Origin of the sequence: Wolbachia endosymbiont of Brugia pahangi (assembly GCF_012030695.1) — a bacterium.
Taxonomy (GTDB): domain Bacteria; phylum Pseudomonadota; class Alphaproteobacteria; order Rickettsiales; family Anaplasmataceae; genus Wolbachia.
In genome coordinates, this window is the sequence record NZ_CP050521.1 from 945,669 (window position 1) to 966,553 (window position 20,885).

Below are 20,885 nucleotides of genomic sequence, written 5' to 3' on the forward strand. Positions count from 1 at the left end.
ATATTAGGTTCTATTGTTAAGCATCAAATTTTCAAGTTGAAGTCCGATGATTGTATGCCCCTCTGGTAGAGATGCAAGTAGTCCCATAGAGTAGTGCTAAGATTAATTTTCCTAGATTTTTTTAATATATTTCAGATAAAACCTTAAATAATTATCTTGAAGTCTGCACCTCCTTAATCGTGAATCAGTACCTGCTTGCATATTCCAAGTGTGATCCTTTGCAATAAAAAACAGGCAAGCTCAAGCTCATGTAGATACTTAGAAATGCGTCCATGTTGCGATATCTAAACTAAAAAGACACCTTTTGTAAAACAAAGCTTTTTGATATTTTCTTTAGCACAGTGTTTAAAATTTACCTCTTCTAAATACTTCATAATTCCACCAATTACTGCAAGTACCTTAAATTTTTCATATGCTGAAATATTTTTTGGCAAAAACCTATTGCAATCAGAAAGTAATAACTCCTTAAGCGTTATAGTCAATAATATCCTTCCTACAAAACTAGCACTATTAAGTATATTTTTTTCGATCCAGGATGAAGCCGATCCACAAATAACAAAAATTAGCTTGGTATTATTTTTTAGCTGTGTATCCTAAAAATTCTTTATTTATCCTAAAAAAGTTGGATCTTTTAAGCCCATCCAAGAAATTTCATCAAAAAGTAATAACATTTTTCCAGATAGTAGATATTTACCAACTGTTCACAGTAAATCACTCCAATCACCATATCTAGCAAAAGACGTGCTAAATTGTCTAGCAACTTGTCTAGAAAATTCATTAATTTTGTGGGATACTATAGTATACTTTTCTGTAGCAAACCTATAAATGAGTAATACTACTCAAAATGCTTACCAAACTCTTGAATTAAATGACTTTTTCCCATACGACGTCTTCCTTTAACTACTATAAAAGACGCAGCATTTTTTTTCTGCAAGCTCCAGCAGTTGCTTTAACTCAGCTTGCCTATCAATGAATAATGGAGAGATAGAACGTAAAATACAAATCTTTATTTCCATTATGCATGATAAAATCGGAGGTGTAAATAAATAAATTTTGATCTTTGTCTCTATAATGCTAAACCGACTGTTAATATCTTTTTTATATCACATTTTTAATTTACAATAGTTAGCCAGCGTTTCTTATTAAACAAACCTTTCAATCGACCATTGCTAAATTCTGTAATCCAACTCTCACCACACTCACTTTCACGCAATATTGGTTGTCTTTAAAAAGCAATCTAACGTTTTTTATTCCTTGGTTACGAAGCTTTGATGCAGCTGATTTAGCGGCCTGAGCATTTTCAAAAAATGCAATATATCCCTTACTTTCCGCATTGTCTTGTTTCGGGTGACGTTTCTGCATTTCTTTTTCATGCTGCTTTCTATAATGAGGAGTTCTTTGTATTAATTGCTCTGATATTTTCCTTAAATATTGCACTTTTACTTTTGCAAGCCCAGCTTTATGAAGACCTAAAATTTTTGCCGCCTTTTCCGATAAGTCTATTATTCTACCTTCAACAAATGGCCCTCTGTCGTTAACTCTTACAACAAGCTTTTTCCCATTTTCCAAGTTGGTAACGAGAACAAAGCAGGGTAGAGGCAAAGTCTTATGCGCCGCAGAAATCAAGTGACGGTTAAACACTTCACCATTTGCTGTAAGTGTACCATGATCTTCTATTCCATACCATGATGCTACTCCTATCTCTTCGTAATGGTTACAGTGTTTGGGATGATAGGTTATACCATTTATTGCATAGCTATTGCCAATTTTATAATGACCTGCAGTATCATTACACCTGCTGCAAAAATTGCAACTACTTATCAAAATAAATGTTAGGCATAGAAGGGCTAGATTTTTTATCATTGTATTTAGTGAAAGGGCTCGATACCATGAGGATTTTAAATTATACTATAATAAATTTAGTAATAAGTAAAAGTCTACTGCTAAATATGAATGGTATTAAGAAAGGCATAATACATATAATTGGTATAGGTGGAATTGGAATGAGCGCGATTGCTGAGATTCTCCATAATTCTAATTATAAAGTGCAAGGTAGTGATGCTCAATCAAACAACAATGTAGATAGATTACAAAAGCTAGGTATAGAGATCTATATTGGTCACAATGCCAATAATATTAAGCAAGCTCAAGTAGTTGTATATTCTTCCGCCATAAAATCTGATAATGTGGAGTTAGTTGCAGCGAGGAATAACAATAAGACTATTTTGCATAGATCAGGCATACTTGCTGAAATTATGAAAGATAAGTATGTGATAGCAGTTTCAGGTTCAAGCGGAAAGACGACAACAACGGCCATGATTGCTTCTATTTTTGATCATTCTAATACTGACGCAACTGTAATTGTGGGAGGGATATTAAACTCCTATCAAAATAACTCAAAACTTGGCAAGAGTGACATTCTTTTAATCGAAGCTGATGAATCTGATGAAACTATGCTAAAAATCCCTGCAAATATTGCTGTTATAACAAGTATTAATAATGACCATATAGACCATTATGGAACATTTGATAATATCAAAAATGCATTTTCTCAATTTATAAACAGTGCAGATTTTGCAATTTTGCCTGATTCTGTAGGAATTAATGATAGCAAAAGTGTTTCCATAAAGTTTGGGTTTGAAGGTGTTTATCCCTTTGTCATCCCAGTGCATGACATTGGAATCAAGAAAAAAAAATCGGCGTCATGTTCTATAAAAGCGAGTAATGTCAAAGCAAATAACATCAGGCAACATAATAACAGCATAGAATTTGATGTGTTAATTGATGGTTGTAGTATAGACAGAAGTCACTGGATCCCAGCATCATGCACTGAGACGACAGCAGTTCTTCCTTTATCGTCCACTCAAATAACATCACTGAGATCCAGAATTATAAAAAATGTAGTACTATCAAACGCAATAGGAATGCATAAAGTTAGTAATGCTCTAGCTGCAATATCGGTTGCAATAAAGTTGGGAATCAATGATGTGGACATTAAAAAAGGCCTTTTGGAATTTAAAGGAGTTGCAAGAAGATTTTCCTTAGTGGCCGATATTAAAGACGTTAAGTTAATTGAAGACTATGCCCATCATCCAAGTGAAATACAGGCAACTTTAACAGCAGCACGTTCAATTACTAAAGGAAAAATAATAGGCATTATCGAGCCGTTTCGTTTTGCTCGTATTCGTAATTTTTTTGATGAATTCATACGGATTTTCATGATGTTTGACTATGTAATCCTTGTTCCTGTTCATCCCCCAGAAGATAAGCCCATTCTTGGTTGTAGGATTGATGATATACAAGAAGCTTTAATCAGTAACGGGTTTAATAATGTAAAGATTATGAACGATGCTTTGCTCATTTCAAATTTTATCAGTGATTCGACAAATTCAGGCGATATTGTACTATTTATTGGTGCTGGTATTAATGTAGCTAGACTAGCAAGAGAAACTGTAGTGTTTATGTCAGGAGTGGAGGTTTAATATGACAAAAAGAATAATTAATAATGTATTTGCAAGAGAAATTTTAGATAGCAGGGGGTACCCCACTGTTGAGGTAGAAATTGAACTCTGTGATGGAGCAACGGGTAGAGCATCTGTACCCTCTGGAGCTTCAACCGGCAAACTAGAAGCCTTGGAATTGAGAGATCAAGACGAAAAAAGGTATTGTGGTAAGGGAGTGCTGAAGGCTGTTAAAGCAGTCAATGGAGTGATAGCGAACGCAATCATTGGAATGGATGCAGCAGACCAAAGTGCAATCGATAAAGCGTTAATCGAGTTGGATGGAACAAGAAACAAATCTAAGCTCGGGGCAAACGCAACTTTAGGGGTGTCTCTTGCATCTGCAAAAGCAGCAGCAAACAGTTTCAAAATGCCGTTGTATAGGTATTTGGGGGGAGAGCAGGCAAATGTTATGCCGTTTCCACTAATTAATATAATTAATGGTGGAGTCCATGCAGACAATAAACTCGACTTTCAAGAATTTATGATTCTCCCTATTGGAGCTGAGGCTTTCAGTGAAGCGATCAGAATGTCTGCAGAGGTGTTTCACAACTTACGTAGTATTCTTAGGAAAAGAGGTTATAGCACAAATGTAGGAGATGAAGGTGGTTTTGCACCAAATATTGAGAGTACTGAAGAAGCACTTGACTTGATTATGCATGCTATAGAATCTGCCAGTTATTCAACACAGAATCATTTTGCACTAGGCCTTGATGTTGCTTCATCTACTTTTTATAAAAATAAAATTTACAAATTTGCAAATAAGGAGCTTACTTCAGAAGAACTGGTTGAATACTATTATAACCTCGTAGAAAAATACCCGATAACCTCCATGGAAGATGCGATGAGTGAGGACGATTATGAGGGTTGGAAGTTGCTTACTGCAAAACTAGGAAGTAAAGTTCAATTGGTTGGAGATGATTTGTTCGTTACAAATTGTGAGCTAATACGTAAAGGGATAGAGGAAAAAATGGCAAATGCTGTACTAATCAAACCAAATCAGATAGGGACGTTAACAGAAACTTTTACTGCTATTGGAATGACAAAATCAGGTGGCTATAAAGCTGTTATTTCTCACCGCTCAGGTGAAACAGAAGATACAACGATATCTCATATAGCAATTGCGTCAAATTGTGGGCAAATAAAGACTGGTTCGCTATCGCGTTCTGATAGGCTTGCAAAGTATAATGAGCTAATAAGAATAGAAGGCACATTAGAAAGAAATGCCAAATATTATTATGGGTTAACATGGACTTCATAGACGAGGTTAAATTATATTTAAAAGCAGGTGATGGCGGCGATGGTTGTGTAAGTTTTCGTCGAGAAAAATTTATTGAATTTGGTGGTCCAAATGGTGGTAATGGAGGAAAGGGTGGGAACATAGTTTTTGTTAGCGATGCAAATCTCAACACTTTGCTTAATTTTCGTTATAGGAGACACGTTAAAGCAGGCAGTGGAAAAAGTGGTGCGAGTAGAGATAGATCTGGTACAGCAGGAAAAAACATTGTACTTAAAGTACCAGTCGGCACACAAATAATTGATGAAGAAAGTGAGAAGATAATATTAGACTTTAATGAGCCTGATATGGAGTTTTTAATAGCGCAAGGTGGAAAAGGTGGACTTGGAAATACTAATTTTAAATCTTCTATTAACAGGGCACCAAGGCATTTTACTTGTGGCCAGTTTGGTGAAGAAAAATATGTAGTATTAAAGCTCAAAGTTTTATCTGATGTTGGTATTATTGGTATGCCAAATGCAGGTAAATCGAAGTTTTTAACTCGCTGTTCAAATGCAGATACAAAGGTAGGAGATTATCCGTTCACTACCATAAAGCCTCATTTAGGTGTGGCAAAAGTGGATAATAGCGAAGTTGTAATAGTAGACATTCCTGGAATAATCACTGATGCTCACCTTGGAATTGGACTCGGGCATAAATTTTTAAAACACGTAGAAAGATGTAAAATTTTATTGCATTTAATTGATGTAACTCACGATAATGTCGTTTCAGCTTATAATTGTATGCGCAATGAGCTGGAACTTTACAATAGTGATCTTGTTAAAAAAGAAGAAATTATAGTATTAAACAAATGCGACTTATTGAGAAAAGTAGAAATTTTTGAAAAAAAGAATCACCTAGCCAATTATCTTAATAAAGAGGTGCTGTGCTTATCGATTGGTGAAGATTTACAGCCCATTCTAAGGTTATTAAACGAAAAATTGAAAAAGGGTAGCTCTAGGAAAATGGATGTATACGATCCTTTTAAGAGATGAATTCCATCTAAATAATTGATATTTTTCATTTATTTTATCATATAACTGGAATACATGAATATGACTGCTTTAGCCATACTATATTTGCCTTTTTTCACTTAGCAAAAATGAATTTAATACTTCTAATCCTTTTCAGAGTACTAAATATTTGATCTACATCAAAATTCATCTTAGGGTGCCAAATAGGGCCATCTAAATGCATGTCAATATAGATCGGACTACTATAACCTGGTAGAATGAAAAAGAATCTGACTAAAGAAATTAAAGCAAAGTTGGGTAAAGTTAAATTAGAAGAGATAGACCCCGATGCTTGATCAATTCTAAATTGTAAACTGGTTGAACATACGCCATTTTTAATATTTGCTTTTCCTATAACATTTTCAAAAAGCGTACTGCCATTGTATATATCATCATGAGCAAGTGTGGAAATTTCAGATTTATTCTTACCATTTAATAAATTAGTGATAAATGAATTAAAATCCACATTAGTAAATTCTATTTCTTGTGCTTGCAAGTTGATTTCTCCTGACAAATTATTAGCCCAACCATGAAAACTTTTTCCTTGAGCTTTAATTTCACCGTTTAAGCTTATCCGACCATCTACATTGTCAATTCCTATAGCTTTACCAATTCCTTTAGCATCCAAATTTGTAATAAGAAATTTTGTATACATTGAGTCTGATCTTAGATAACCCTGAAAAAATACTTGTCCATGTTCTAGTGCATAACTTACTTGTCTCATAGTGACAGTGTTATTTCTCACCACTGCATCCAAGTTAAAGTCCTTCAAAACATTCTGCCCAACCCTAAATTCTATAGCATTGATTTGCACATTTGCATCAAAGCTTTCTTTATCGTCCAAAAAATCAAACTGCTTTGTTGACCATTGAATTTGATTTATCTTATTTCTTGAATCCCTTTTCACCTCTATAAAACTCGGTAATTTAAAGATATCTCCATTAAATTTACTTCCTGTAAGGTTTACCTCTAGCAAAGGTTTAGTATATCTCTGATCTACTAATATCTTTGTGCTACCGTTAATATCGCAATCTTCTCCAGATAGATTAATTTTATCTACAACTAGCTTACCCTTCTCCATTTTCAGTAAGAAATCCAGATCTTTAATTTTCGTATCATTCAATTTAAAATCATTAGCATTAATCTTTATACTTACATCATACCTCAGATTTTTTAGCCATCCCATTTTGGACAAACTACTAAATAATGAATAATCGTACTTATCTGCATCAAGATTATGTACACTAAATCTACCACCAACCACATTGTGTTTTTTTGTGTGACTTACCTTGATTGACCCTTGTAAAAACTCTTTATCATTTAGAAATCTGATATTGGAAATAGATAATATCCTGGGTGCAAAATGTAATTCAGAACTTAGTGTAAATTGATTTTTCTGGTTTCCCTTTATTTTTATAGAAGGAAAGAAGCATGAAATGAACGACTTAAAATTATCCCCTTTTACCAGTAAATTACCATTAAATTCAGATAGAGTACCGCTATTTGAAACTTTTCCTGATAAGTGAGATACATTATTGGTTCCAGGAAATTTAAGTAACATATCAACTTTTATTTCACCATCAGCAAATTTTAATATAGCGTGAGATTTATCTAATATTTTATTTTGGTATTGAATATTTGAGGCTTCTATATTAAAATCTAAGCTCAAGTTCCTTGGCACAACTTTTCTAAAACATTCCAGAAGATCCTTTATATCTATTATTCTTCGTGAGCTATTTCGTATAGAATCTAAATTAACCTTGCTGAAGCTGATATTGATATTAGTGTGATTACTTTTTCTATCGTTTTGTATTATACCACTAGCCTGCATGCTTTTGGATTTTATTTTCAAGTCAGTTGCTGTGAAATCATTTCCATTGAAGTCAATATTAGATGATATCTCGATGTTTTCACCAGGGATGGCATAAGCAAGAAAACTAAGATTAGTAATTTTTGCCAAGTCGTTTATAAAATCAGAACTATTATTAATTGTTAGCGTTAACTTACCCTGTAGCCCTGCTTGATTCTTTTTACCTGTAAATAGCAGATTTATAAAATTTGATTCTACACTGATATGTACATTTTTTTTTGTAATATTAACTTTTCCTGAAAAATCATAATTATTACTATCTACCCTTATTTCACCAGAGAATTGCTTACTTTTTCCTATAGCAACTTTCTCTATGTTAACGATATTGTCATAGTCAGTGAAATTATTGTTTAAACTCACTTGGCTGCCTTTTATTACTATATCAACTGCGTTACTACTGGTTTTTGTATTTATAATGTTAATAAAATTTTCTCTGTTGCTTTTCATACCAAGCAACGTAATTGACTTTGGTTGTAGCGAAAATAAGAACAACGATAAAATAGATGGCCTTACTTCAATTTTATTTACGCCAATCAAGGTTGATAATTTTTGCTCTTTATTGTTGTTGCATTGCATGTATACGTTATGAACAGTGAGCTTTGGAGTGATTAATGAAACTTCAACTTTCCCTCCAATGTGTACTTTAGCGTTATATGTCTTTTCCAATCCTTGCACAATGTACTCCTTGTAACTATCCCAGTCCTTAAAAGTTACAGTAACTTGCAAGAGGATTAGCATCAAAGAAATTGATAGTGTAACATATATAGAGAGTTTCATAATTTTGTACACTTAAAATCACCCATAAACATTAAGTAAAGAGTACCAAAATAAATAACAGCACTTAAGACTACTAAAGCTGCCAGATAAATAACACGAGCAAATATTCTATCGAAGAATAATCCTGCTGATAAGGAACTAGAAACATAAAGAGCTACTGACATAACTACTGTTGCTACAAGAATTTTTGCAATATTTAATAATAATACTTGGTTAACTTTGTACATTTTGTTTATTGTTAAGTAATTAATCAATAGAATAGAATTTATCCAAGTGGAAATGGAGGTAGCGATAGCAATTCCCGTATGCTGATACTTGTTCATTAATAGGAGATTTAGTACCACATTAATCCCAAGGCACGCTAGTGAAAATATAGTTGGTATTTTTAGATTACTTTTAGCAAAAAACGTGGGTAGCAATACTTTATTTATAATGAATGCAGGTAAAGAAAGAGAAAGTGCTATCAACGTTGGAGCGGTCTGTTGTACTGCATAGTGATCAAACTTACCGTAAGAAAAAAGTGTCAGTAAAATTGTGTTTGGAATAATAATAAAGGCAGCAGTTGTTGGCATAATTAACATTAATCCTATGTTAAGAGCCCTGTTCTGTATTTTGACTGTATTTTCAGTATCATTTGCCTGTTTTGAGATTAAAGGAAGAAGCACTGTACCAATCGCAGTACCAACTACTCCTTGCGGTAATTGATTTAGTCTATCAGCATAATATATATAGGACACTGCATTTGGTATAAAACTTGCCATAATTGTATCAATCCATAGGCTTATCTGAATTACGCAACTGTTGATAATTGCTGGTATCACACGCTTAAAAAACAACTTTACTTCATTACTCAATTTCATGCTAAAAAAAAAGAAGGCCTTTAATTTGTATGCACCAAACAGCATCAATAATAACTGCAACATTCCTCCGATTAGAACAGCTATAGAAAGATTATGAGCCGGTGTTTTTATGTAAGGTACAAGCAAGCTAGCGATTAAACAGAGGTTTAAAATAATCGGCGCAATAGCTGTTGAAGCAAAATGTTGCTTAACTTGTAACATCCCTCCAATGAGGGAAGCAATTGAAGCAAAAATTATGTAAGGCATCATAATTCTTGACAAAGTTACAGCAAGAGCAAGCTTGCTTTGGTCGAATCCAGGAGTAAATATTTGAACTATATAAGAAAAGAAAGTTTGCATTATGAGGCAAAAATTTAATACGATAATAAACGTAATGGATATTACACTACTTGCAAAATTAAATGCTCTTTTACTATCACGTGATTCTGCCGAATACAATGGTACAAAAGAGGTAGCGAATGCTCTCTCTGCAAAAAACGCTCGAAATAGGCTGGCGAAGCGAAACGAAGAAAAAAATACATCTGCAAGAGAGGTTGCGCCTACAACCATAGCAATTAATATGTCTCTTATTAATCCTGAGATTCTTGAAACAGCCGTAAAAAAACTAAATGTGAAAATACTTTTGAACATTGCTATTTACCACTACTCTAGATTGTGCTTAGTGTCAATATAATTGACTGTAATAGCTTAAGTAGAAATAACGGGCCTGATAGGTGACTTTATACCGTTGTTAAAAACCCATATGCTAAATGCAAAGCCTAAAAGCCCAGTTAGTGCAGGTACTGTTAACTTTTTTACTGGCGCCCAAAAAGGATACAGAGAAAAGTGGAAAATGCTTCAATGCTGCTATCCATTCACTAGGGTTTAGGAAAAGTTTAAGTGTGTTAGGAAAAAATGATATAATTGAGTATAGAAGTGAAACGCTAAAACCAAGAATAAGAAAATGCTAACAGAAATAAGTATTGATGACTCAGTAAGAGCAAAACCCATGGCAGGCAAAAAAAACTGTTGTCAGCTTTATCTGAACGAGAAAATATAAGAGAAATGTCAAACAAGCCACAGAAACATAAGTTTATTGCAAATGTTATATTAGCAATACCAGTATACAAACAGGAGATTGCATATTAAAATCCCAGCCCGCTGCATAACCTATATCATGCAATGTCAATAGCGTTAAGTATAATATCAACATGCTAGTCAATGCTCCAGGATGTAGGTTATTACATTTAATTTCAGCTTAAATGAGTCGCTAGGACCATTAATTATTGCTGCTACTTTTAGAGAAAGAACAGGAAAAACATAAGGCATAAAGTTAAGTATCACACCACCAATAAACGCGAACGCTGAATTTATTAAAAACCCCACACTTTACATATAATGAGAACTACAACACAGTCTGAAGTAAAAGAATCTACTTAAATAGTCAATTGACTTTTTTTGCTGATATGTTAGATATTTTATATTTCTTGCACTTATGTATTAGAAGTTCCATACTTTTCGGCGGGCGTAGCTCAGTTGGTAGAGCGTCAGTTTGTGGTACTGAATGTCGCCAGTTCGATTCTGGTCGCTCGCCTCAATAAATTTTTTTTGCTTTACGAAGGTATGAATACTAAATCAGTGTGCAATTACACAGTCGGCAAAAATTCTCTAATCGTCTGAAATAAAAATTCCAACGAACGGTTGTCAGACGTGTTATGTTCTACTGATTTTACCAGATATACCTCAACATTGGTTGACTTGACCTTTTTGGCTAAATTTAACGAAGTTTGGCAAGGAATATCTTTATCATCAATGCTGTGCAATAAACGCACAGGAAGTTTATATCTATTGTCTCTTTATTTAAAAGAAGGTTTTTCCTGCCATCTTCTATCAAGCTTTTAGTTATTTTGTATATACAATGCTCTAAAGTAAAATCTATTACACCTTTAGAATCTAGTTCTTCTTTTTGCTTATCGGATAGTTGATAGAATATTAAATCCTCAGTAAAGTCAGGAGCAGACGATATACCAATTAGTGCTGCAATTCCTTCTGAAAGTTGAAGAGCAGTGAGCAACATCAGCCACCCTCCCATGCTTGAACCTATAATTATTTACTTGCCGCTAGTTAGTTTACGGATTACTCTAGCATAATTCTTTTGCCAATCATTCATCGTGTAATCAGTAAAATCACCACTTGAATAACTATGACCAAAGTAATCAAATAACACAAGTGCTATATCATTTTCTTTGACAAAATTTGTAAACAGCAGTTGCTTTAATTCCTTTCATACTGGATACAAATTCACCGAAAAAGACTATGGAAAAATTTTCCCTTCGTAGCTTGTGCAATATGCTATGTATTTACCGTTTTCATCAAGCAAACTGCTGTAATTCATGTTATTTTGGTAAAGCAACCTGATTATCGCTTAATTGACGCAAGTAACTGACTAGATCTGCAATTTCCTGCAGATTGGAAATACCTGCAAATGCCATACGCGTACCTTTTATATAGTCTTTTGGACTCTTTAAGAAGGCAAATAACTCCTCATATCCCCACTTTCCGCCCTTTTCAAGCATTGCTTTTGAGTAATTGAATGAGTCACCGAGATGTGCTTTTTTATTTCCAACTATGCTCCATAAGTTTGGTCCTACTTTATTGGGTCCACCTTTGTCAAAACTGTGGCAAGCTATACATTTTTTCGCTATTGACTTGCCTTTCTTAAGGCTAGCACTCTGCATGAGCGCTCCAATATCAAGCGCCACTTGTTCAATTTTTTTCTGAGGTTCATTACTACCAGTAGCTACCATTGTTTGGTGCTCAATTTTATACTTCTCTGGATTGTAAAGCATATCAACTACGTTACTGACTATCATAATGATTAGCCCAGAAAGTAAAATCGATGCTGCAATCTTATTAAGCTCCATAGTTAATCTTTATCAGTTAATGTTGCTTAAATTATGCGAATATTTTTACAGACGGCAAGCAATTACCTTAGCCCACCAAGGATAAAAATTTCTAATGGTTAGGTCACTGTTTCCATTCAGCCAAAGTAACTCGTGATCCAATCACATACTTATCTGGAATAACAGCTCCAATATACCTTCTGCAAACATTGCTGTAACAATCGTTCCAGTAATAATCACCTGACGGCAGCACAATAGCTACTATTTCTGTACCCGCTGCTATTTCTCACCAAGTTGCAAATACACCAAGAAGAGCAGCATTTACGGTTGCAGCAAGGTAAACTCCAGTTGCTACACTTGAGGCTGACATAGAGATAAAGAACGGCATCAGTGCTGCTATTACAAGTTTTTCTATAATAATTTCCTTCCCTTTTTCTTTGTAATCTCATTGCGATAGTAACAGGGCAATCCTATAGCTACAAACACTAGCAAAGCTGGAACCCGCAATTTCACCTATTACTAAAAGTGACAGGGCTATAAAATTGAGCCCTAACCCTACAATAGCTCTATTACATTGTCCACTCCTACAATAACTCCTATAACTACCCTTGCATCCCACTGAAATTCATAAGATTGATCTATTTGCTCATTAAGATCACACTTATAATTTCTTTTTCTCATACAACCTCTCTAATGCTTTGCAAAAAATTTTATCATAGCACTTTTATGTTTAATTTGCAAGTTATTTACTGGAATTACGCCGTGCTTCAAAAAATGGTAAATTGCAATTGTAGAACAAACTTAAAAATTCTGGTAAAATAGTTTTGTTTATTTGCAAAATATGCTACTTGGTATTGAAAAACGCGGCATAACAAATGCACTATGGAAGTTACAAGAAGCAGATCAAAGGCAAGTTTTAACCCTCACTCAGAGATTTGAATTACCAGAAATACTAGCCAGAACATTGGCTATTCGTGGTGTCAATATAGAAAATGCGGGCAATTTTTTATACCCACTAATCAGATCGCTATTACCAGATCCCTTTCATCTTCTTGATATGGATAAAGCTGTTTTTCGCATAATACAGGCAATAAACAATGATGAAAATATAGCAATATTTGGTGACTATGATGTTGACGGTGCAACGTCATCAGCACTGATTAGTAGGTACCTAAGAGCAATTGGTATACACTCCATAATCTACATTCCAGATCGTGTTGATGAGGGATATGGATTAAACTCAAATGCTTTATTACAGCTCAAAAAGAAAGGAATTGACTTATGTATTTCCGTTGATTGTGGTACGCTTGCATATCAGCCAATAGAAGATGCAAAAGGTTTTGGTCTTGATGTTATAGTTATTGACCATCACCTTGGCACAGAGAAATTGCCAAGTGCTATAGCAGTTGTGAACCCAAATCGTCTTGATGAGAGTTCCCCTTACAATAGCCTTGCAGCAGTTGGAGTATCATTTCTGCTAACTGTTGCTCTTAATAAAAGCTTACGTGAGCAAGATTTTTTTGCCGGCAAAAAAGAACCAGATTTATTTGATTTACTAGACTTAGTTGCTCTTGGAACTGTTTGCGATGTTATGCAGATTACTGGCTTGAATAGAGCATTCGTCTCACAAGGATTAAAAGTTATGTCAGCAAGAAAAAATGTTGGCTTGCGTGTCTTGTTTGATGCTTTAGGAATTCTTGAAAGACCTAATGTTTCTCGGCTGAGTTTTAATATTGGGCCGTGCATAAATGCTGGAGGGAGAATCGGAGAAGCATTGTTAGGTGCAAGGTTACTCTCTACAGATGATAAAAAGGAGGCAGATTCTATAGCATTAAAACTGATAGATTTGAATAATGCAAGAAAGATGATGGAAAATGAGGCCCTTTTAGAGGCTACAATACAAGTGGAAAAGTCTACGCAGTCAGGTGCAAATTTTATAATGGTAAGCGGCAATTGGCACCAGGGAGTAATTGGTATAATTGCATCAAGACTGAAGGAAAAATTTCACTTGCCGACAATAGTAATATCCTTAAACAATAGAATAGGGAAAGCAAGTTGCAGGTCAATTCCTGGAGTCGATATCGGTGCTGCAGTTCTTTCTGCAAAGTGCATGAATTTAATCATTGAAGGTGGCGGTCATAGTATGGCGGCAGGATTTTTGATTAATGAAGATAAAATGAGCGATCTACATGACTTTCTTACTGAAAGGTTTGCATACTCTACAAATGATAAAGCTTTAAAAGTTGACGGTATAGTAACTGCTAAGGCAATAAACTTATCCCTGTGGAACCAATTGCAACGCCTCGAGCCATTTGGTGTTGGCAACCCTGAACCTAGGTTTATCATTCAAGGAGCAAAGATCAGAAAGCCAGAAATTGTAGGAGTTGACCATATAAAATGTTTCATCGTCGATGATGACGTTATGGTCAGAGCTATTGCATTTCGTTCTGCAAATACCCATCTTGGTTCTGCCATTATGGAGGGCAATATTGAAGCTATTTTAGGTAAAATCTCTATGAGTTATTGGAACGGCAATGAGTTTGTGCAGTTTTTAATAGAAGATGTGTTGACCATCAGTTGAGTTACTGTAGCTACCTGTCAATCTCTCCGAAAACTATATCGAGTGAACCAATAATTGCTGCAACATCAGCAAGCATATGTCCTTTTGCCATAAAATCTAGAGCTTGCAAATGTGCAAAGCCAGGTGCTCTTATTCGGCATCTATATGGTCTATTAGTGCCATCTGAAACTATGTATACTCCAAACTCGCCTTTTGGTGCCTCAACAGCTGCATAAGCCTCACCTTCTGGTACATGATACCCTTCTGAATAAAGTTTAAAATGGTGGATCAGAGCTTCCATAGATCTTTTCATCTCGGTCCTTGGTGGTGGAGAAATTTTTCTATCTTCAGTTTTTACTGGCCCTTCAGGTATTTTCTCTATGCACTGCTTTACCAAACTAACAGACTGTCTAATCTCTTCCATCCTCACTAGATAACGGTCATAACAATCACCATTTTGACCAACAGGTATATCAAAATCCAATTGATCATATATTTCATATGGTTGACTTTTTCGTAAATCCCAAGCAAGCCCAGCAGCACGTAGCATTGGTCCACTAAAGCCCCAGTCAAGTGCCTGTTTGATTGATATTTCACTGATTCCTACAGTGCGTTGCTTCCATATTCTATTTTCTGTTAAAAGCTCATCGACGTCATCTATATACTGGGGAAATTGTTCTATAAACTTTGCAATATCCTCAATCAAACCTTCTGGGACATCTGCTGCAACTCCACCTGGTCTGATGTAAGCTGCATGAAACCTTGCACCTGAAGCTCTTTCATAAAATTCCAATATCTTTTCCCTCTCTTCAAAGAGCCATAAAAGAGGAGTCATTGCGCCGACATCAAGTGCTTGGGAGGAGATATTGAGTAGATGATTTAGTATCCTTGTCAGCTCACAAAACAAAACACGCAAATACTTTGCTCTAATTGGAACTTCACACTGCAGTAATTTCTCCACGCATAGTGAATACGCATGCTCTTGCGACATTGGTGATACGTAGTCAAGGCGATCAAAATAAGGCAGAGCTTGGAGATAAGTTTTATGTTCTATTAGTTTTTCAGTACCACGGTGCAAAAGCCCAATGTGAGGATCAGCCCTTTCAATTATTTCACCATCCATCTCCAAAACAAGACGCAACACCCCATGCGCAGCTGGATGTTGAGGCCCAAAATTTAACATCATTGTCTTTAGATCTGACATGTCGATAGTTTAAGGTATTAGAGTTGTATAGATTAAAGTGCGGAAAGTCAATAGGCTTCTCGCATAACAAGCTAATTTTTGGTAGAGCACGGGCATTGAACTGCCGTTCAATAGAAACTAAAAACTACTTGACAAACCTTGCTAGCCCCCTTATCCCGATACTGGGGGTGTTAAGTTACCTTCAATCTGTGCAGATTAAAATAATAAAGTGTTATATAGTTAGCATCTTATGTTTAATTTTTTGCACTATATGTACCTTATGTCTTCACAATATTTCTAATTTTTTACCTATATAAGTTGAAACTCGCTTATAAAGCGTTTAGGACAGTATAATATGCTAACTTGCAGGATTAGAGAGTAAATACTATCTACCACAATATATCTTTTGCCTTTTTTTTGCCTAGTAAATTTCTAAAACATTTATGACTAAAGGTTAGTTGCAATAAAAAACAACTAAGTCGCGATTATTAAGTATTTAAAACATAAAAAAACGCTAGTGTTTTTAAATAGATATTAACTAGGGCTTCTTTTGTCTTTTTCTTACTTGGTGGATTTCTTAAATATTTGTAGCTGAAGATTTACTGACAACAGCTGCTTGTTAGCGTAATCTAGAGATACCGCAAATGAATCGTGATATGAAGAACTGTACCAGCTTCACGTGCTGGAATGACGCCTTTGTTGCGTGAGTTATCTCACAAAATAAATGTTCATACAGCTGTGGTTGTGACGTGTAAGTATAGAAGCATATTAACTTACCTACATACTGCGATTTCGCACGTTATTTTAATACATAGGCCCAAATTAAAATAATTATGCAAAACCCTATTTTATGCTTCAAGATGAATAACTTGAATGAAATATAATTTATCTAGTCATTTCATTTGAAGGATTACCTAGTGGAATATAGGGCAAATTACCCACACATGTTTCTAATATCTCCTTTCTTGTATCACTATCCAGCTTGTTGTTAAACCTCTGACACTTTTCCTTAAGAGCTAAGCATGTGGCTATAATATGCCTTATTATTTCAGGCGATAATTTAGGTAATTCATACTAATCTTTTCTTGCTCTTCTTTAGAAAAATTACTAAGATTTTCCCTAGCCATTTCAGAAGATCCCAGAGTAATTGCCTCTTTTGTCATTTACTGACCTCCTGTCGATCTAGTGTGATAACTACTAATGGATGTAAACCAGACAAAGACTTAAACAGTTTATTGTATGTCCCACCGGCACAACCTTGACCTTGATCACCATAAGTTGTTGCTGCATCTATCAAACCTCTTAACAAACATATTCTTCCTATCTTTTACATTTTCATCACTTAAAGGAACTCCTTGTTCTGCTATTTGTGTCTCTATCGTTGTAGGCTTTTCAATACAAAATATCTGCTTGCTTTAGCGTTAACTTACTACAATTGTCTTGAAATTTATCTTCTATTCTATTGATAAATCTCAAGCATTTTAGTGCATGAGACTTTTCTTCTGCTTTAAATTCATTTGACTGTTTAATGTATCCTTCAATGTTAGTTGTATTTTCTCTATTTAACTGTGTATAGAATCCATCCTTGCTTAGATTTTCTCCATACTTCTCTATTAGTTTATTAACACTTAAATTTACACTAGCAACTGCACTTAGATCATAGGTAGTTTGTGTAATAAAAGGAAGGGTATCAACTAACCTGTATATGATAAGCTGCCTTTCTTCTTCTGGAGCTTCTTGCATTAAGTCGTTAAATCGCCATATTTCTTTAACGAGAGTCCAGTTTAGCAACCACAAGAACAATGCAGGCAATGCTAAAAACACATAGAAAGGAATAATGCATATGATTAAAACAGTTTTTAATATTACCATAACGACATTTTTTGACCAGGCTGATAATTTTGCTTCATTTTCTTCCTGTTTTAAAAAAAAATTTTCTAACCTTAATATAAAAAGAACTATATAAGAAGAAAAAGTAGAGGAATTATACTTACTAGCAAAATTATATTGATAGATTTTTTGATTTCACCAGTATTGTTATAAGCGTTTCATATTCTTCCATTATGGTATTTGCTTTATTTATCCTATTTTGCTGCTGATCATTATTTTCGCCTATTAACATATTACACATCTATTTTGATATTAGTATATCATACTACAAAAGCATGGCAATAAGAAATCTATAAATCACTATGGCTTTCCGCGATTTACTGATTATTTTATAAAAAACCTTATACTTTTTGCCTTGGAGATAGTACTTTTTTGACTCTCTACTTCACTGAGAATGTTATCTGTTTTTTTTGCAGCAACTTTTTGAACGCCTTTTATAACAGAATATACCACTAGTGCCAAACTGAGGGTTATAATAGCTAGCGTAATTACTGTACTATCTATTTCTAAACTTCTCTTTGCTCTATTTTCTTTTAGAAATTGAGCCATACTTTGACCGTTTTTCTGTATTGTAAGACCTAAAAAAGTAAGCCCTTTTTCATTTTTTATATTAATGTTTGCCCTCTAGCTTAAAAGGAGCTCCATTTTTTCTATATTACCTTCTTTCAATGCACGAAGTAAGCGGCTCTCGCCGTCTACCCTATTCTCAATGTCTGCTCCATATGATTTCAATACTTCAATAGCTTTCTTGTTCCCACTATCTGAGTGCAATGTCCAAAGCACCTATTCCAATTTTATTTTTATAGTTGATAAAATTCTCCAATTGATCCCTACCAAAACTTTCTATAATGTTGCTCGATGACAAGCCTTATTACTTTCCCAGGACAATTATTAGCAGCAAGAAAAAGTGCTGTATTGTTGTTATTATCTTTACTTTGCCATATCTGCTTTGAGTTCGTTTATCAGATACTCGATAACTTCTATTCTGCTGTCATTTTCTACTTCAGTATATTGCCTAACAGTTAAAGTATAGAGTTATGCACCCATTATTTTATTTACATTCCCTTATCAACTAAGGCTTGTATTATTCCTCTATTCCCGTATAAAACAGCAAGGTGAAGAGGGGTATGTCCTTCAGTACTTTCTTTCTCACTAATTATTGCACCACTGTTGCTTAGTCATTCTATAAACTCCAGCGTATTTACAAAGATTGCAAGGTGTATTGGTGTTAAATCATCTTTACCATGATTTTTAGTTTTTGCATTAACGTTTGCTCCATTTTCTATCAGCAACTTCACTATCTCTAGCTGTTTACGCCCGATTCCAATATGAAGTAGCGTACAATTACGTTCATCCTTACTATTAACGTTTATACTGTACTTTACCAGTAGTTTTGTAACTTTGACATTGCCCTCCCAAATTGCAACATACAAAGGGGTATTCCATCTTGATCATGGGCATTAAGGGTTACTTCTAAATCAACTAATTTCTTAATTAATTCTCCAGTTACCTATAATTGCATAGTTTTACCTAGTTTTGCCATTCCTTCTCTATCAGAAAGTAAACCTGACATATAGTTAGAATCTCTAAGTTACTCTAAACTTAGCTCTATTTCTTTGCACTCCTATTCTAAGAAAATACTCTTCTGTTTCCTCTATAATATAAAATTGTGAACATGTTAATTCTTATTAATTCTTATATTATTAAAAATTACTATTAAGTTTTTATTAATATAATATTAATAATAATTAAGATTTTAATTAGATGAAAGTATCTATATTTGAAACGAGCCTGATACAATAAAGTGTTGTTTAAATTACACAAAACAACCTTGTCATATCATACAATTGAGTTGGTAAAAGCTATATTATTTCCTTGCAGCATTAAGTGTATGTTTTGAGCTATTCTTTCTACTAAGGGAATAACATCATCAAGATTGGAAAATTTTGATAATACGTAATCTGCTAGACTTCTTTGACTGTCAGATCTGCCTATCCCAAATCTCAAGCGCCAATAATCGTTACCAATAGAACTATCTATAGATTTAAGTCCATTATGTCCAGCAGAACCACCACCCTTCTTTATTTTTATTCTACCAAGTTCTAGATCAGCATCATCATGTATAACAATGACGTTATCTAGCGAAAATTTGTAAAAGTTTCGTATTCTTGCAACAGAAATGCCTGAATTATTCATAAACGAATAAGGCTTCATTAACATAATTTTATTATCATTAATTACGCTAGAGGTTATCAGGCAATCTGCTTTCTTAGAGAAAGACTGAAAATTCCAATGCTTGCAAATTGCATCAACAATGATAAAACCAATGTTGTGGTAAGTCAGCTCATATTGACTACCGGGGTTACCAAGCCCAACTATCAGATGCACTATTCCTCTGTTGTTTCCACCTGAGACTCCTCAACGCCACTATCAGCAGCAGAAATTGTGACAATGGTAAAGTTTTCTTCTTCGTGCGCTGCAAGTTTAACACCCCCTGGCAATTTTACATCACTTATATGTACAGACTGGCCAATCATTTTACCCGATAAATCTACTTCTATAGCCTGAGGTATTTTGTCAGGAGAACATTTAACAGTGATAGAGCGACATAAAACGTTGAGTACTCCGCCCAGTTTGATTCCTGGAGATTTGCTTTCATTCACAAATGATAGAGGTATGTCTATTTTAATTTTACTACCTTTATCAACAAATTGAAAATCAACATGCTGTATAGTATCTTTTACTACATGCCATTGAATATCACGAACGAGGGCATATTCCTTTTTGCCTGAAATATCAAGTTCTATCACATGTGCAGAAAGGAAACCTAACTTATATTGCTTCGTGAATTCCTTTGCAGACAATGTTAAATTCACATTATTATGCCCTTTACCATATACAACTGCAGGTATGTTCCCTTTCTTTCTTAGAGAACGTATTGCTTTTGTTTTTGTTACATCACGCAATTCTGCGTTAATTGTTATCATTTCTTGTTGCGTCATTGATTACTCCTATTCAGCCAATCCTTTTAGGATGATTTAGTAATAATATAACACAAAAATATTTATTTCAAA

General features: G+C 34.4%; 20 protein-coding genes and 1 tRNA gene. 5 read left to right on the forward strand and 16 right to left on the reverse strand.

The window, feature by feature from the left end; all coding sequences use genetic code 11:
- Positions 1-284: 284 nt before the first annotated feature.
- On the reverse strand, positions 285-482 hold the full coding sequence (locus tag WBP_RS05910) for a hypothetical protein (protein WP_246165941.1): 198 nt from the start codon (positions 480-482) through the stop codon (positions 285-287).
- A gap of 673 nt (positions 483-1,155) precedes the next feature.
- Positions 1,156-1,863: a septal ring lytic transglycosylase RlpA family protein gene (locus WBP_RS04655; RefSeq protein ID WP_167896206.1), complete on the reverse strand. Its 708-nt coding sequence runs from the start codon at positions 1,861-1,863 to the stop codon at positions 1,156-1,158.
- A 26-nt stretch (positions 1,864-1,889) separates the two neighbouring features.
- Here WBP_RS04655 and murC point away from each other — a divergent pair, with 26 nt between their 5' ends.
- From murC to obgE, 3 genes are read left to right on the forward strand one after another with little or no spacing between them, the layout of a single operon-like run.
- Positions 1,890-3,482: a UDP-N-acetylmuramate--L-alanine ligase gene (gene murC, locus WBP_RS04660; protein ID WP_167896335.1), complete on the forward strand. Its 1,593-nt coding sequence runs from the start codon at positions 1,890-1,892 to the stop codon at positions 3,480-3,482.
- Between the two features lies 1 nt (position 3,483).
- The gene (gene eno / locus WBP_RS04665; protein ID WP_167896207.1) at positions 3,484-4,761 is read left to right on the forward strand and encodes a phosphopyruvate hydratase; all 1,278 of its coding nucleotides are present in this window, start codon (positions 3,484-3,486) and stop codon (positions 4,759-4,761) included.
- Entirely contained in the window at positions 4,749-5,771 is a 1,023-nt protein-coding gene (obgE, locus tag WBP_RS04670; RefSeq protein WP_167896208.1) for a GTPase ObgE, read from the forward strand. The genes eno and obgE overlap by 13 nt, the downstream gene beginning before the upstream one ends.
- A 94-nt stretch (positions 5,772-5,865) precedes the next feature.
- Here the strand turns inward: obgE and WBP_RS04675 are convergent, their stop codons facing one another.
- Positions 5,866-8,436: an AsmA-like C-terminal region-containing protein gene (locus WBP_RS04675; protein ID WP_167896209.1), complete on the reverse strand. Its 2,571-nt coding sequence runs from the start codon at positions 8,434-8,436 to the stop codon at positions 5,866-5,868.
- The gene (gene murJ / locus WBP_RS04680; protein ID WP_167896210.1) at positions 8,433-9,926 is read right to left on the reverse strand and encodes a murein biosynthesis integral membrane protein MurJ; all 1,494 of its coding nucleotides are present in this window, start codon (positions 9,924-9,926) and stop codon (positions 8,433-8,435) included. Before murJ ends, WBP_RS04675 begins: the two co-directional genes overlap by 4 nt.
- A gap of 870 nt (positions 9,927-10,796) precedes the next feature.
- On the opposite strand from murJ, the gene WBP_RS04685 reads away from it, so the two are divergent.
- Positions 10,797-10,869: transfer RNA gene (locus WBP_RS04685), tRNA-His, on the forward strand.
- A 183-nt stretch (positions 10,870-11,052) separates the two neighbouring features.
- Here WBP_RS04685 and WBP_RS05915 read toward each other — a convergent pair.
- From WBP_RS05915 to WBP_RS06075, 3 genes are all read right to left on the reverse strand, one after another.
- Positions 11,053-11,367 (reverse strand): hypothetical protein, encoded by a 315-nt coding sequence (locus WBP_RS05915; protein WP_246165947.1) that lies wholly within the window; start codon positions 11,365-11,367, stop codon positions 11,053-11,055.
- 304 nt (positions 11,368-11,671) lie between these two features.
- Positions 11,672-12,199, reverse strand: coding sequence for a c-type cytochrome (locus tag WBP_RS04695; RefSeq protein ID WP_167896211.1), 528 nt, complete (start codon positions 12,197-12,199; stop codon positions 11,672-11,674).
- Positions 12,200-12,733: 534 nt separating this feature from the next.
- Positions 12,734-12,859 (reverse strand): hypothetical protein, encoded by a 126-nt coding sequence (locus WBP_RS06075; protein ID WP_255324094.1) that lies wholly within the window; start codon positions 12,857-12,859, stop codon positions 12,734-12,736.
- A gap of 160 nt (positions 12,860-13,019) precedes the next feature.
- Here WBP_RS06075 and recJ point away from each other — a divergent pair, with 160 nt between their 5' ends.
- A complete protein-coding gene (gene recJ, locus WBP_RS04700) occupies positions 13,020-14,759 on the forward strand; it encodes a single-stranded-DNA-specific exonuclease RecJ (RefSeq protein WP_167896336.1) in 1,740 nt (579 codons plus the stop codon).
- A gap of 10 nt (positions 14,760-14,769) precedes the next feature.
- Here the strand turns inward: recJ and WBP_RS04705 are convergent, their stop codons facing one another.
- The 9 genes from WBP_RS04705 to WBP_RS04730 form a co-directional block, all read right to left on the reverse strand.
- On the reverse strand, positions 14,770-15,942 hold the full coding sequence (locus WBP_RS04705) for an NADH-quinone oxidoreductase subunit D (protein WP_011256326.1): 1,173 nt from the start codon (positions 15,940-15,942) through the stop codon (positions 14,770-14,772).
- A 1,138-nt stretch (positions 15,943-17,080) separates the two neighbouring features.
- Positions 17,081-17,230, reverse strand: coding sequence for a hypothetical protein (locus WBP_RS05920; protein WP_225416138.1), 150 nt, complete (start codon positions 17,228-17,230; stop codon positions 17,081-17,083).
- Between the two features lie 83 nt (positions 17,231-17,313).
- A complete protein-coding gene (locus tag WBP_RS05925) occupies positions 17,314-17,793 on the reverse strand; it encodes a hypothetical protein (protein ID WP_246165949.1) in 480 nt (159 codons plus the stop codon).
- 342 nt (positions 17,794-18,135) lie between these two features.
- Entirely contained in the window at positions 18,136-18,360 is a 225-nt protein-coding gene (locus tag WBP_RS04715) for a hypothetical protein (RefSeq protein WP_167896212.1), read from the reverse strand.
- 75 nt (positions 18,361-18,435) lie between these two features.
- Positions 18,436-18,582, reverse strand: coding sequence for a hypothetical protein (locus WBP_RS05930; RefSeq protein ID WP_246165952.1), 147 nt, complete (start codon positions 18,580-18,582; stop codon positions 18,436-18,438).
- 284 nt (positions 18,583-18,866) lie between these two features.
- A complete protein-coding gene (locus WBP_RS05935; RefSeq protein ID WP_369799991.1) occupies positions 18,867-18,971 on the reverse strand; it encodes a hypothetical protein in 105 nt (34 codons plus the stop codon).
- Between the two features lie 18 nt (positions 18,972-18,989).
- Positions 18,990-19,244, reverse strand: coding sequence for an ankyrin repeat domain-containing protein (locus tag WBP_RS05940; protein WP_246165954.1), 255 nt, complete (start codon positions 19,242-19,244; stop codon positions 18,990-18,992).
- Between the two features lie 406 nt (positions 19,245-19,650).
- Positions 19,651-20,199: an aminoacyl-tRNA hydrolase gene (pth, locus tag WBP_RS04725; protein ID WP_167896213.1), complete on the reverse strand. Its 549-nt coding sequence runs from the start codon at positions 20,197-20,199 to the stop codon at positions 19,651-19,653.
- Positions 20,199-20,813, reverse strand: coding sequence for a 50S ribosomal protein L25/general stress protein Ctc (locus WBP_RS04730; protein WP_167896214.1), 615 nt, complete (start codon positions 20,811-20,813; stop codon positions 20,199-20,201). Before WBP_RS04730 ends, pth begins: the two co-directional genes overlap by 1 nt.
- Positions 20,814-20,885 lie beyond the last annotated feature (72 nt).

Coding starts and splice junctions, on each gene's coding strand:
- WBP_RS04655 (WP_167896206.1), bottom strand. CDS start 1,863: ATGATAAAAAATCTAGCCCTTCTATGCCTAACATTTATTTTGATAAGT.
- murC (WP_167896335.1), top strand. CDS start 1,890: ATGAGGATTTTAAATTATACTATAATAAATTTAGTAATAAGTAAAAGT.
- eno (WP_167896207.1), top strand. CDS start 3,484: ATGACAAAAAGAATAATTAATAATGTATTTGCAAGAGAAATTTTAGAT.
- obgE (WP_167896208.1), top strand. CDS start 4,749: ATGGACTTCATAGACGAGGTTAAATTATATTTAAAAGCAGGTGATGGC.
- WBP_RS04675 (WP_167896209.1), bottom strand. CDS start 8,436: ATGAAACTCTCTATATATGTTACACTATCAATTTCTTTGATGCTAATC.
- murJ (WP_167896210.1), bottom strand. CDS start 9,926: ATGTTCAAAAGTATTTTCACATTTAGTTTTTTTACGGCTGTTTCAAGA.
- WBP_RS05915 (WP_246165947.1), bottom strand. CDS start 11,367: ATGGGAGGGTGGCTGATGTTGCTCACTGCTCTTCAACTTTCAGAAGGA.
- WBP_RS04695 (WP_167896211.1), bottom strand. CDS start 12,199: ATGGAGCTTAATAAGATTGCAGCATCGATTTTACTTTCTGGGCTAATC.
- WBP_RS06075 (WP_255324094.1), bottom strand. CDS start 12,859: ATGAGAAAAAGAAATTATAAGTGTGATCTTAATGAGCAAATAGATCAA.
- recJ (WP_167896336.1), top strand. CDS start 13,020: ATGCTACTTGGTATTGAAAAACGCGGCATAACAAATGCACTATGGAAG.
- WBP_RS04705 (WP_011256326.1), bottom strand. CDS start 15,942: ATGTCAGATCTAAAGACAATGATGTTAAATTTTGGGCCTCAACATCCA.
- WBP_RS05925 (WP_246165949.1), bottom strand. CDS start 17,793: ATGGTAATATTAAAAACTGTTTTAATCATATGCATTATTCCTTTCTAT.
- WBP_RS04715 (WP_167896212.1), bottom strand. CDS start 18,360: ATGGCTCAATTTCTAAAAGAAAATAGAGCAAAGAGAAGTTTAGAAATA.
- WBP_RS04730 (WP_167896214.1), bottom strand. CDS start 20,813: ATGACGCAACAAGAAATGATAACAATTAACGCAGAATTGCGTGATGTA.